The organism is Corallococcus exercitus (assembly GCF_003611585.1).
GTDB lineage: Bacteria > Myxococcota > Myxococcia > Myxococcales > Myxococcaceae > Corallococcus > Corallococcus exercitus.
Genome location: NZ_RAVW01000336.1, coordinates 1 through 10,987 on the forward strand (window position 1 = coordinate 1; position 10,987 = coordinate 10,987).

The window sequence follows — 10,987 nt, forward strand, 5'->3', positions numbered from 1 at the left end:
TACGAGATCTGCGCATGTCTCGTGGGCTCGGAGATGTGTATAAGAGCCAGCTTGGGGGGAGACGCGCGCGGCAAGACGATGTCGCTGGGGCGGGGTGGGTCGGACTACTCGGCGGCGCTGGCGGCGGCGGCGCTGGATGCGCGGCTGCTGGAGATCTGGACGGACGTGGACGGCATCTTCAGCGCGGACCCGCGGCTGGTGCCGGAGGCGTTCGCGCTGGAGGAGGTGAGCTTCGAGGAGGCAATGGAGCTGGCCTACTTCGGCGCGAAGGTGCTGCATCCGAAGACGATTGCCCCCGCGAGGGAGCGCGGCATCCCGGTGCGCGTGTGCAACAGCTTCCGGCCGGAGCATCCGGGCACCCGGGTGACGGCCACGGCGCCGTCGTCGAGGCACCCGGTGCGCGGGTTGTCGTTCCTGCCGGACATCGCGCTCATCAACATCGCGGGGGCGGGGTTGAAGGGCGTCCCGGGCACGGCGGCGCGCGTCTTCGAGGCGATGGCGCGGACGTCCATCTCCGTGGTGCTCATCACCCAGGGCTCCAGCGAGTCCTCCATCAGCTTCTGCGTGGGGGAGGCGGAGGCCACGCGGGCAGTGCAGGCGCTGGAGGAAGCGTTCGAGGTGGAGCGCGAGGCGGGGAAGGTGGACCCCATCGAGCACCAGCCGGGGCTCGCGGTGTTGAGCATCGTGGGAGACGGAATGCGGCACCGGGTGGGCGTGGCGGGGACGTTCTTCAGCGCGCTGGCGGACGTGGATTGCAGCATCGCGGCCATCGCGCAGGGGTCCAGCGAGCGGAGCATCTCCGCGGTGATTTCGCGCGAGGACGGGCCGCGCGCCATGGCGCACGTGCACCGCAAGGCCTTTGGCACCACGGAGGTGGTGGAGCTGCTGGTGGCGGGCGTGGGCACGGTGGGCGGGGAGCTGTTGCGGCAGATCCACCAGCAGGCGCCGAAGCTGCGGGCGCATGGGTTGGATTTGCGGGTGTGTGCCATTGCCAATAGCAGACACAGCCTGGTGGCTCCGGAGGGCGTGGCGCTGGACGGCTGGAAGGCGCGGCTGGAGGCGAGCGAGTCCGGCTTCACGCTGGACACATTCCGCGCGTGGGCGAAGGCGCGGAGGCCGGGCCGGCCCATCTTCGTGGACTGCACGAGCAGCGAGGACGTGGCGCTGGGCTATCCCGCGCTGATGGCGTCCGGGCTGCACGTGGTGACGGCGAACAAGAAGGCCAACTCGGGACGGCAGGAGCACTGGAGGGCGCTGCGGGAGACGGCGGCGCGGCACCAGCGGAAGTTCCTCTACGAGACGAACGTGGGGGCGGGGCTGCCGGTCATCGACACGTTGAAGAACCTGCTGCGCACGGGCGACACGGTGCACCGGGTGGAGGGCATCCTGTCGGGTTCGTTGTCGTTCATCCTGGGGCTGACAGAGGCCGGTGTGCCGCTGTCGAAGGCAGTGGGCACGGCGATGGAGAAGGGCTTCACGGAGCCGGATCCGCGAGACGACCTGGAGGGCACGGACGTGGCGCGCAAGGTGCTCATCCTCGCGCGCGAATTGGGGCGCACGCTGGAGTTGGAGGAGGTGGCGCTGGCGTCGCTGTTGCCGGAGGAGTTCGACGCGAAGGGACCGCTGCCGGAGTTCCTGGCGCGGCTGCCTCAGGCGGATGAGCTCTTCCAGAGGCGGGTGGACGCACATCGGAAGGAAGGCAAGGTGCTGCGCTACGTGGGCAGCGTGGGACCGGAGGGCGTGCGCGTGGGATTGGTGCCGGTGCCCTTGGAGCATCCGCTGGCGGCGGTGAAGGGCGGCGAGAACGCGCTGAGCTTCCTGTCGGAGCGCTACAGCCCGACGCCGCTGGTGATTCGAGGGTACGGCGCGGGAGCGGCGGTGACGGCGGCGGGGGTGTTGGCGGATGTGTTGCGATTGGTGGAGGGGCCGTTGCCCTGAGCGTGGGTGTTAGGCTTTTCCGCCATGAGGAAGAGCCTGACGTTCTGCGCACTGGTGCTGTGGATGGCGGCGTGCGCGTCCAGCACGCCGCTCCAGCAGCGGTGGGACGAAGCCGAAGCGGAGTGCGCTGACGCGAGCGCGGATGCCTGTGTGACCCTGGTGTGTGGGGACACGGCCTGCGGCTTCTACCGCTGCGAGGACGTGCCTGGAGAGGTGGTGCTGGCGCGGGGACTGCCGCCTCGGCCGCCACCCGCGGCGGTGGCGCCCGCGCCGGGAAGCGGACCCCGGCGCAACTGGGGCGGCAGCATGGGTCTGCCGGGCGATGCGGAACCCGTGATGGTGTTCCCCTGGTACGGGAACCCGAAGCCCGTGCCTCCGATGCGGCAGCTGCCGGCGGGGAGGTTCGAGAAGCACCACATCTTCCCCCAGGCTCCGGACCTTGCTGCGTGGTTCAAGATCAAGGGCATCGACATCCACCAGTACACGATCCCCATCCCAGTGCACGTCCACCGGCGTATCCATGGCGGAGGACCCAAGGGTGGCTTGTGGAATGAGGCGTGGCGTGAGTTCAAGGAAGCGAACGACCCCGCCTCCGCTCAGGAGATTTTCAAGCATGCCGGCGAGCTGATCTATCGCTTCCAGCTCCTGGGCGGTCCCATCCAGCAGTACAACTGAGCGCTCATTCACTCGAGGCCTGCCGGTCCATGCCCTCCTTCTTCTGGCTCCGCGATGACGAAGCAGCCACCTCCCGTTTCAGCGGAGACTTCGATGCCGCGCACAAATGGCTCTTGCCTGGCATCAAGGATTGCCCAGGCTGCGGTGTGACGTGGGGTGGATCGGGACGCCAGTATCCCGCCGTGGACCTTTCGCTCATCCCCGAGCATCGTGAATTCGAAGAACCCCGGCCCGAGCCGTTTCACGAGTTCGTCCGTCTCCGGGAACTGGCGCGCCCACTGGTGCCACCGGATGCATCGCTCCCTCCTGGGACAAGCTTCGGTCCGCTCACAGGTCAGGCCTCCGGTCAGTTCGGGCCGTTCACCTGGCAGGGAACATCCCTCATGCTCATCCGCCGTGACGCGCTCGACGGTCTCCAGGCCGCAGGGGTGTGTGGACTCCTGGGCTGCAAGACGGAGCTGCGGTTCCGTCAGAAGACGCCTCCAGACATCCTTGAGCTCCAGATCGAACCGGGCGGTCTGCTTCACCGTGACTGCCTTCCTCCAGACCTGGAGCCGCCCTGTCCCACCTGCGGAAGGCAGGGTTTCCGCCGTCCGGAGGATCCCATCCTCGACGGTGGCTCGCTGCCCACGGACAGGGACCTGTTCCGCGTGGGCAACTTCAGCACGATGATCATCGGCACGGACCGCTTCAAGGACGCGGTGGAGCAGGGCGGATGGACGGGCATCTCCTTCCGTGAGCTCCCGGTCCGCTGACGTTCAACCCACGGTGGGGAAGGGCGGTGGCTCCACCACCACCTCCATCGGCAGGTGTTCCTTCTCCGCGATCCACTTCACCCAGAGCTTTGGACGCGCGGTCGTGTCGTGGTGCTTGGGCCGCTCCAACCGGATGGACAGCCAGTTGCGGTCCCGCAGGTACAGCTCCTTGCCCACCGGCAACAGCTCCGTGTGCAGGAACCCTGGCAGGTCCTCCCTCGAATCCTCCGACAACGCCAGCATCCCCTTGAACGCGAGCCACCCCGGCGGCGGGTGCAAGATGGGCGAGGATGTCGCCTGTTCGATGAACACCTCCCCTACCGTTCCCAATGCAGGCACCAGGTGATCCGGATTGCGTGAACGCACTCGCGCCCTGGCTCCCACGTGCACGTCCCCGGACAACACCGTCACCGCGCAGTAGGACTTCTTCGCCAGCGAGAACAGGTTCATCAACAACCGCGTGCGCTCGCCCCGGTGCACCGCGGACTCCCACTGGTCCAGCAGGTCGTCGCGCAGGCCCATGCCTCCCCCGCTCATCCGCTCCATCGCCGGCCCGAAGCGCAGGTGCACCAGCGGCACCGATGACACCACCAGCACGTGCCTCGCCTTCTTGCCGTTCTCCGGCCGCTTGCGGTGCTCCTCGCGCCAGGCGTCGAACGCGCCCCACTGCGACCGGCTCATCACCGTGAACTCGGACTGTGGATGCGCGTCCCCTGTCTCAATCACCCGGCTGGTCCGCCCGCTCCTCAGGTCCAGCAACACCACGTCCAGGTCGCAGTCCGCCGTGGAGAAACAGAACGTCTGGAAGTAGTGCTGCGCGGGCTGCACCACGCCCCGGTCGTCCGGCTCGCGCGCTGTCGCCGGCTGATCCAGCGAGCCTCGCTGGAAGGCCTCGAACGTCCGCGCCGCCGCGCTGTAGAGGGCCCGGTACCAGGGGGCCCGCTGGAGCTCCTCGTGCGAACCCCATCCGTCGAAGATGTCGTGGTCGTCCCACATGAAGAGGCCCGGCACCCGCCTGAGCAACGGCGCGATGCCCTGGCTCCCGCCCCACCGCTCCCGGTAGAGCCAGACGTATTCCACGAGGAGACGCTCCGACAGCCCGTCCGGAACCGGCAGCGTCAGCCGCTCCGAACGGGGCAGCTTCATGAACGCGTTCAACACATCCATCGTGTTGTGCAACGAGTCCGCGTAGAGCTGATCCCCACCCCCGAGCAGCAGCTGGAACCCCGGCGTCTTCGCTGGATCCGTCGGGTCCTTGAGGTGGTGCTGGAGCATCCGCTCCCAGAGCGCGAAGGGCTGCGCCAGGTCGCTCCAATCACTCGCACGGCTGGCGCCGTTGCAGGAGAAGAACGCGATGTTCGGCGACACGCCCTTCGCGGGGACGACCACGTCGGACACCACCAGCGGCTCCGGCGGGATGACCCGCGAGGACCACGGCCGGTCATCTCGCGGCGGCGGACGCTCGAAGGTCACCGGCACGCCGGGCGTGTCTGGCGATTCGAACTGATAGGACAGCCGCTGGGCCACGTCCGTTCGCGGCAGGACGACCTCCCAGCGCCACACCACGCCCCGGGTGTTCTCGGGCAACGCGGTGAAGTCCACCGCGGCCGTCACCTGGTCGAATACAGCAACCCGCTGGCCCCGCGCGTCCTGGAAACACAACCGCAGCGCCGGGGGCTCCTTCGCCGACGTGCTGTCGAGGAACACGTTGACGAAGAAGCTCCACACGTCGTGGGACTTCGGGTCCGGCGTGGCCTGCGCCCTGGCGTACAGGATGGGTCCCAGCAAGAGCTTCATGGGGAAAGCCTTGCATGGACGCCCCCTCCTGTCCTCACCCCTTGGGCGGAGGCGCGGCGAGCGGCTGGTACGTGCCGAAGCTCCAGACATTCCCCTCCGGGTCCAGCGCGCTGAAGTCCCGCGAGCCGTAGTCCGTGTCGTGCAGCTCCATCGCGATGCTCGCGCCCGCGGCCTTGGCCCGCGCGTAGAGCGCATCCGGGTCCGTCACCACCACGTAGATGCCCAGGTTCTTCAGCGGCACCTGCTTCGACGCGGCCATCTTCAGCCGGCCGCCCTCCGCGCCGCCGAACATCACGAGCCCATGGCCCAACGTCAGCTCCACGTGGGCGATGGCGCCGTCAGGCTTGCGGTAGACGACCCGCTCCTCGCAGCCGAAGGCCTGCTTCAGGAAGCGCAGGGCGGCCTCCGGGTCCGCGTAGTGGATGAAGGGATAGATGCTGGGCAGGGGCATGGACATGGGTGTGTCTTCCTTTCACCGCGCATCCTGCCCATCCCCCTCCGGCGCTTCTTGTACGGATTTCACCTGCGAGCCGGATTCGAAGCCCCCCGCGTCGGGCAGCGAGCGGCGCAGCAGGGCGGACGGCGGCCCCCCGGTGAACTGGCGGAAGTCCCGGTTCAGGTGCGCCTGGTCGAAGTAGCCCATCTCCAGCGCGAACTCCGCCCAGCGCACCGGGCCCCCGGCCTTGATGCGCTCCACCGCCCGGTCGAAGCGCAGCAGGCGCGCCAGCCGCTTCGGAGGCAGTCCCACCTGTTCGTGGAACTGGTGGATGAGGTGCTTGTGGCTGTGCCCCAGCTCACCCGCCAGCGTGGCGATGTCCACCTGGCCTCCCGTGCGCTGGATGCGCTCCACCGCCCACCGCACCCCGGCCTCCACCTTCGGACCGCGCTCCACGCGCTGGAGCAGGAAGGCGTCCGCGCGAGCGAAGCGCGTCTCCCAGTCCGGCGCCTCCTCCAGCTGCTCCACCAGCCGCCGCGCCTCGGCGCCCCACAGGTCCTCCAGGCCCGTCACGCGGTGGGACAGCTCGTGCATGGGCACGCCGAAGACACTCCGGGCTCCCAGGGGCGTGAGGTTCACCTGGAGCCCGTGGGACACGCCGCCGTGCTCGGTGGTGCTCCAGCGCTCGTCCAGGCCCGCGACGAAGCCGGAGCGGTGGCGCATCACCCGGCCCGCGTCGTCCAGGTGCTTCAGCAGGGGACCGAACTCCAGGATGAGCACCACCTGCACGCCGGGCAGCTCCTGCCGGCGCATCGGCTGGGGCATGGCCTCGCGATAGCCGCAGTAGTCCCGGACGAGCGGCGCCAGCGCCGGCGGCGGCGTGGCCAGCGCCATCTCCCAACCGCCGCGCTCGGACGCGTGGCGTACCACCCGGACGCGATGCATTCGCGAAAGACTACTTCGAAACCTTGCGCAGGAAGTCCAGCAGGGCCGCGTGCCACTTCTCCGGCGACTCGAAGTGGGGGATGTGGCCCACGTTCGGAAGCTCCACCAGCGTGGCCCCCGGGATGGCGGCGGCGGTCTTCTTCCCCAGCGCGGGGTACTGCCCCAGCTTCGGCAACAGCGCGGGCGGCACGCTGCCCTTGCCCACCACCGTGCGGTCCTCCTGACCAATCACCACCAGCGTGGGCACCTTCACGTTCGGGAACTCATGCACCACGGGCTGCTCGTAGATCATCGTCTGCGTGGCGGCGGAGACCCAGGCCAGGCGCGGGTACTCGCCGCTGAGCGTCTGGCGGTAGAGGACCTGGACGTATTCGTCGTACTCGGGCTTCCACTTCACGTAGTACCCGCGCTGGTACTTGCGCAGCCCTTCCTCCGTGGCCTTGAGGTTCTCCTGGTAGAGGTCCTCGGTGGACTTCCACGGGACGCTCTCGCGGTAGTCCTCCAGCCCGATGGGGTTCTCCAGCACCAGCTGCGTCGTCACCTCCGGGTACATCAGCGCGAAGCGCGTCGCGAGCATGCCGCCCATGCTGTGGCCCACCACCACGGCCTGCTTCACGCCCACCGTGTCCAGCACCTGCTTCGTCAGCGACGCGAGCGTGTGGAAGCTGTACGCGATGGCCGGCTTGGACGACTTGCCGAAGCCGATCTGATCCGGCACGACCACGCGGTAGCCCGCGCCGGTGAGGACGCGAATCGTGTCCTTCCAGTACGCGCCGAAGAAGTTCTTGCCGTGCAGCAGCACCACCGTGCGCCCGTTGGCGTTGCCCGTGGGCTTCACGTCCATGTACGCCATGCGCAGGTCCTGACCCTCCAGCTTGACGGGCAGGAACTGCACGGGGGCAGGGTAGGGGTAGCCCTCCATCCCCAGCCCCAGCGCCTCCGGCGCGCGTTTCGCTTCCTGCGCGTTCGCGGCCGGAGCGGAGAGCAGCAGGGCGGAGAGCAGCAGGGCGGGGACGCGGACGGAGGACATGGGGCTCCTTCGGGAACGGGACGCGCGGGAACGGCAGTGTGGCCGGGACATTCCCCCGCGTCGCGGATTTCAGAGCGCTCCGCCCTCCCGGAGGTTGATGCCGAACTCCAGGTAGCCCTTGAGGCAGAGCATCATGTGCATCCAGCCCCCCGCGTTGCCGTAGGACGCCTCGAAGCCCTTCTCATCCGGCTTCCACCCGGACTCGCTCACCTTCACCATCGTGTTGCCTGCGTCCAGCGGCACGAAGGACATCTCCACGCGCGTGAGGGCGCCGCGGTCCGCGGGCCACTCGAAGACGATGCGCTCGTTGGGGACCACCTCGCGCGTGATGACGTCGAACTCGCCCGGCGCCTCCGCGAAGCTCCACTTCACCGTCGTGCCCGCCGCCAGCGGACCGCTGCTCGTCTTCACGAAGTAGCCGCTCAGCTTCGCGGGGTTCACCACCGCCTCGAACACCTGCGCCACCGGCTTGCGGATCTTCAGCTGTACCTGGAACTTCGGCTCCATTCGCCACCCCTTGCCGTGAACTGGTCCAGTCCCGAAATAGGTTATAGAAATATAACATGTCAAGGAGTGACGACCGGGACGACCTCATCTTCAAGGCGCTGGCGGACTCGCGCCGGCGGGCCATCCTGGACCTGTTGAAGGACGCGCCCCGCACCACGGGGGAACTGTGCGAGCACTTCGAGAAGACCCTGGACCGCTGCACCGTGATGCAGCACCTCAAGGTCCTGGAGAAGGCGGAGCTGGTGCTGTCCCACAAGGAGGGGCGCACGCGGTGGAACCACCTCAACGCGGCGCCCATCCAGGACATCCACGCGCGGTGGATCAGCTCCTACGCGACCCACGCGGTGAAGCTGCTGTCGAAGCTGAAGCGGGACCTGGAGGGGGACTGACGGGGGCGCGCGTCAGTGCGCGCTGTCGGAGAACGGCTGTACGTCCGCGGCCTGGGCCAGGGGCTCGTTCTCGAAGCGCGCGGGCTTGAGCAGCCGCGTGGTGAGCACCAGCGCGAGGAAGATGGCCGCGGAGCCGATGGTCACGAAGCGCAGGTGCATGCGGTCCGCGAGCGCGCCCTGGAACCAGACGCCCAGCGAATAGCCCGCGCCCAGCACCATGCTGTAGAGGCTGCCCATGCGCGCCTGGAGTTCGCGCGGCACGCGGCCCTGGCAGGACGCGCTCAGGCTGCTCATCAGCACCAGGTAGTTGGCGCCGAGGAAGAAGATGCACACCGCGGCCACCTGGAGCGTGGGCGCCAGCCAGTACACGCCCGCCAGCACCGCGATGGTCGTCGCCGAGTAGCCGCGCAGCTTGCGCTGTCCGAAGAGCTCCGCGAGCGTGCCCACGCCCAGCGCCGCCGTCACCGCGCCCGCGCCCTGGCACGTCACCAGCAGCGACGTGGCCGCCGCGCCCTGGCCCAGCTCGCGGATGGCGAACACCGGCACCAGGCCGATGAAGGGCGCCACCAGCGCGGCCACGAAGAAGGTGGCCGCCAGTACCAGGGAGATGTCCTCGTCGTCGCGCGCCACGGTGATGCCGCGCCGGATGCCGTCCCAGAGCGGCTCGCGCTTCACGGCGGGGTCCCGCGCCGGCGGCACCACGCGCCACAGCGCCACCAGCACCGCGAAGAAGGACAGCGTGTTCGCGAGCAGCGCCCACGCGGGTCCGCCCGCCTGCAACACCACCGCGGCCAGTGTGGGGCCCAGGATGCGGCCCAGGTTGAACTGCGCGGAGTTGAGGCTGGTGGACAGGTGCAGGTCTTCCGGCGGCACCAACTCCGCCAGCAGCGCGGAGAAGGCCGGATAGGTGAGCGTGCTCACGCACCCGTTGAGGAACGAGATGACGCCGATGGCGGACACCGACAGCTGTCCGCGGAACGCCAGCACCGTCAGCACCGCCGCGAGCGCCGCCTGCAGCAGCGCGCCCAGCCCCGCGTACGCGCGCCGGTCGAAGCGGTCCGCCAGCGCGCCGCCCACCGGTGCGAGGATTACCGCCGGCAGGAACGACAGCGCGACGACGGCGCCCGTCCACTCGGCCTTGCCCGTGGTCTGCGTGACGTACACGCCCATCGCCACCGTCTCCATCCAGGTGCCGATGTTGGAGATGAGCGCGCCCAGCCACACCGCGAAGTAGCCGGGGGAGTCGAACGGGCGCAGGGACGTCAGTCGTGGGAGTCGATGGGCAGGCACGTCGGAGTCTGTCTTAGCGCACGCCGTACGCTCGCGCCTTGCACGGCGCGGCACGCTTGGAGGCGCAATGAAGCGCACGGCAGCCCAGGCAGCAGCCCGGCTTCAACAAAGCGCGCATTCCCTGACGGTGATGCGCGATGCGTGACATGCAAAACACCCACGGAGGCGCGGCGCTCCGTGGGTGTGGGTACGGCGTTGTCGTGAAGGCGCGGCGCTACGGCGTGGCGCTGGAGGCCGTGACGGGCGACTTGCGCGGAGAGAGGCGGCCGTCGTCGGCGATGCGGGCGCCCGTTTCGGGGAAGTCCTCGGCGGTGAGCTTCTTCACCAGCGAGACGACGTTGGCGTCCGGGTCCGGCTGGGTGATGCCTTCACCGACCTGCTTCGTGGGGAGGATGCAGCCGGTGGAGAAGCGGCCGTTCGCGTCCAGCTCCACTTCGAGGATCATGCCCAGGCCCTGCGGGCCCTTGAGGTTGAAGCGGCCGTAGGTGGCGAAGTTGCCCATGGAGTAGGCGATGAGGCGGCCCTGGTAGAACTCCATGGCGCGCGCGACGTGCGGGCCGTGGCCGAGCACCAGGTGCGCGCCCGCGTCCACCACCGCGTGGGTGAAGGCGCGCAGGTCGCCGCGGTCCTCGCCGAAGAACATCTCCTTGCCGGGCGGGACGTGCAGGGCCTTGCCGCCCTCCGCGCCGCCGTGGAAGGAGACGATGACGATGTCGTGCGTGGCGGCGGTCTGCTTCACCAGCGCGGTGGCGCCAGGCAGGTTGTTGAGGTGGTTGCAGCCCGCGGACGTGTGGAAGGCCACGAGGCCGATCTTCAGGCCGTTGCGCTCCAGCGTGGCGACGCTGCCCGGCGGACCGCTCCAGGCGATGCCCAGCGCGTCGAGCGTGGACTCGGTGGCGCGGCGGCACTCCTCGCCGAAGTCGCCGGAGTGGTTGTTCGCGGTGGAGACGACGTCCACGCTGGCCTGCTTGAGGTACTCGCCGAAGGACGTGGGAGAGCGGAACGCGTAGCAGTTCGCGGGGGAGCGGCACTTGGTGGTGCGGCCGGTGTCGCAGAGCGGTCCCTCGAGGTTCACGAAGGTGAGGTCCGCGTCCTCCAGCAGGGGGCGCACGGCCGCGATGACGCTGCCGCCGCCCTCGGGGGGCAGGTAGCCCTCCGGCACGGTGGTGCCGAGCATCAGGTCACCCGTGGCGCGGATGCGTAGCTTCGCGCCCGGGGGCGGGGG

The 10,987-nt window shown here is 69.1% G+C and carries 11 protein-coding genes; 4 read left to right on the forward strand and 7 right to left on the reverse strand.

Going from position 1 to position 10,987, the window contains the following annotated elements:
• The 3 genes from thrA to sitI6 form a co-directional block, all read left to right on the forward strand.
• The coding region (gene thrA / locus D7W79_RS31000; protein ID WP_120528985.1) for a bifunctional aspartate kinase/homoserine dehydrogenase I at positions 1-1,938 on the forward strand (1,938 nt) is incomplete at its 5' end.
• A 24-nt stretch (positions 1,939-1,962) separates the two neighbouring features.
• On the forward strand, positions 1,963-2,613 hold the full coding sequence (gene sitA6 / locus D7W79_RS31005; protein ID WP_120528986.1) for a SitA6 family polymorphic toxin lipoprotein: 651 nt from the start codon (positions 1,963-1,965) through the stop codon (positions 2,611-2,613).
• Between the two features lie 29 nt (positions 2,614-2,642).
• A complete protein-coding gene (gene sitI6 / locus D7W79_RS31010) occupies positions 2,643-3,368 on the forward strand; it encodes a SitI6 family double-CXXCG motif immunity protein (RefSeq protein ID WP_120528987.1) in 726 nt (241 codons plus the stop codon).
• Between the two features lie 3 nt (positions 3,369-3,371).
• Here sitI6 and D7W79_RS31015 read toward each other — a convergent pair whose 3' ends face one another.
• The 5 genes from D7W79_RS31015 to D7W79_RS31035 all read right to left on the reverse strand — a co-directional run bounded on the left by D7W79_RS31015 (position 3,372) and on the right by D7W79_RS31035 (position 8,083).
• Positions 3,372-5,165, reverse strand: coding sequence for an alkaline phosphatase D family protein (locus tag D7W79_RS31015; protein WP_158617089.1), 1,794 nt, complete (start codon positions 5,163-5,165; stop codon positions 3,372-3,374).
• Between the two features lie 34 nt (positions 5,166-5,199).
• The gene (locus tag D7W79_RS31020; protein WP_120528989.1) at positions 5,200-5,622 is read right to left on the reverse strand and encodes a VOC family protein; all 423 of its coding nucleotides are present in this window, start codon (positions 5,620-5,622) and stop codon (positions 5,200-5,202) included.
• A 15-nt stretch (positions 5,623-5,637) separates the two neighbouring features.
• Positions 5,638-6,546: an AraC family transcriptional regulator gene (locus D7W79_RS31025; RefSeq protein ID WP_120528990.1), complete on the reverse strand. Its 909-nt coding sequence runs from the start codon at positions 6,544-6,546 to the stop codon at positions 5,638-5,640.
• Between the two features lie 10 nt (positions 6,547-6,556).
• Positions 6,557-7,576 carry an alpha/beta fold hydrolase gene (locus D7W79_RS31030; RefSeq protein ID WP_120528991.1) on the reverse strand — a complete coding sequence of 340 codons (1,020 nt, stop codon included), beginning with the start codon at positions 7,574-7,576 and terminating at the stop codon, positions 6,557-6,559.
• 69 nt (positions 7,577-7,645) lie between these two features.
• Positions 7,646-8,083 carry an SRPBCC domain-containing protein gene (locus D7W79_RS31035; RefSeq protein ID WP_120528992.1) on the reverse strand — a complete coding sequence of 146 codons (438 nt, stop codon included), beginning with the start codon at positions 8,081-8,083 and terminating at the stop codon, positions 7,646-7,648.
• Between the two features lie 56 nt (positions 8,084-8,139).
• On the opposite strand from D7W79_RS31035, the gene D7W79_RS31040 reads away from it, so the two are divergent.
• A complete protein-coding gene (locus D7W79_RS31040) occupies positions 8,140-8,472 on the forward strand; it encodes an ArsR/SmtB family transcription factor (RefSeq protein WP_120528993.1) in 333 nt (110 codons plus the stop codon).
• Positions 8,473-8,484: 12 nt separating this feature from the next.
• Here the strand turns inward: D7W79_RS31040 and D7W79_RS31045 are convergent, their stop codons facing one another.
• Positions 8,485-9,762: an MFS transporter gene (locus tag D7W79_RS31045; protein ID WP_120528994.1), complete on the reverse strand. Its 1,278-nt coding sequence runs from the start codon at positions 9,760-9,762 to the stop codon at positions 8,485-8,487.
• Positions 9,763-9,976: 214 nt separating this feature from the next.
• On the reverse strand, positions 9,977-10,987 hold a 1,011-nt coding region (locus tag D7W79_RS31050; protein ID WP_147442136.1), incomplete at its 5' end, for a CapA family protein.

Bases quoted from the DNA above. Each gene is read 5' to 3' on its own strand.
- D7W79_RS31015 (WP_158617089.1), bottom strand. From the start codon at position 5,165: ATGAAGCTCTTGCTGGGACCCATCCTGTACGCCAGGGCGCAGGCCACG.
- sitA6 (WP_120528986.1), top strand. From the start codon at position 1,963: ATGAGGAAGAGCCTGACGTTCTGCGCACTGGTGCTGTGGATGGCGGCG.
- D7W79_RS31040 (WP_120528993.1), top strand. From the start codon at position 8,140: ATGTCAAGGAGTGACGACCGGGACGACCTCATCTTCAAGGCGCTGGCG.
- sitI6 (WP_120528987.1), top strand. From the start codon at position 2,643: ATGCCCTCCTTCTTCTGGCTCCGCGATGACGAAGCAGCCACCTCCCGT.
- D7W79_RS31020 (WP_120528989.1), bottom strand. From the start codon at position 5,622: ATGTCCATGCCCCTGCCCAGCATCTATCCCTTCATCCACTACGCGGAC.
- D7W79_RS31025 (WP_120528990.1), bottom strand. From the start codon at position 6,546: ATGCATCGCGTCCGGGTGGTACGCCACGCGTCCGAGCGCGGCGGTTGG.
- D7W79_RS31035 (WP_120528992.1), bottom strand. From the start codon at position 8,083: ATGGAGCCGAAGTTCCAGGTACAGCTGAAGATCCGCAAGCCGGTGGCG.
- D7W79_RS31030 (WP_120528991.1), bottom strand. From the start codon at position 7,576: ATGTCCTCCGTCCGCGTCCCCGCCCTGCTGCTCTCCGCCCTGCTGCTC.